This window comes from Rhizobium sp. No.120 (assembly GCF_054558365.1).
This window is the reverse complement of record NZ_BAAJNQ010000056.1, coordinates 1-760: the sequence shown is the minus strand read 5'-3', so window position 1 is coordinate 760 and position 760 is coordinate 1. Positions and strand designations below refer to the sequence as shown.

Genomic DNA, 760 nt, shown 5'->3' with positions numbered 1-760 from the left:
CCGATCTATGCTGATCGGGACGATAATGTAGCGACATGACCGAAGCTTCGCCCATCCGATATAAACGCCATCGCTTTCCCGCGGAGATCATCGCCCATGCGGTATGGCTCTATTATGGGTTCCCGCTCAGCTTACGCGATGTCGAAGATTTGCTGGCCGAACGTGGCATCAACGTCTCATTTCAGACTGTCTCGGAATGGGCGGCGAAATTCGGCTTGGAATTTGCGCATCAGCTTCGGCGGCGCTCACGAGGCCACTTTGCCGACAAGTGGCAACTCGACGAGATGGCTGTGGCGATCAAGGGTAAGAAATACTGGCTGTGGCGCGCCGTCGATGCGAATGGTTACGTCCTCGACGTCCTGCTGCAAAGCCGAAGGAACAAGGCAGCTGCCCTGCGTCTGATGCGAAAGCTGCTCAAGGGCCAGGGTACCGCCCCGCGCGTGATGGTGACCGACAAGCTGCGTTCCTATTCGGCTGCAAAGGCCGAGTTGATGCCAGGCGTCGAGCATCGCTCACACAAGGGATTGAACAACCGAGCTGAGAATTCTCATCTGCCGCTACGGCGGCGAGAGCGACGTATGATGCGGTTCAAGTCCGCACGACAGTGCCAGCGTTTCGTCTCAACTCACGGCCAGATCGCCAATCTTTTTCTTCTTCACCGGAAATACCTGACCGCCGCCGACCATCGCCACCTTCGCGCTCAAGCCATCTTGACCTGGCGAGAAATCGCTTCGCCGATCGACCGGTGAAATTCAGCCTC

The 760-nt window shown here is 57.5% G+C and carries 1 protein-coding gene; it reads left to right on the top strand.

All coding sequences use genetic code 11. The features are described 5' to 3' along the window. Window positions 1-35 precede the first annotated feature (35 nt). On the top strand, window positions 36-749 hold the full coding sequence (locus ACYJRZ_RS31915) for an IS6 family transposase (RefSeq protein WP_459465535.1): 714 nt from the start codon (window positions 36-38) through the stop codon (window positions 747-749). Window positions 750-760: the final 11 nt, after the last annotated feature.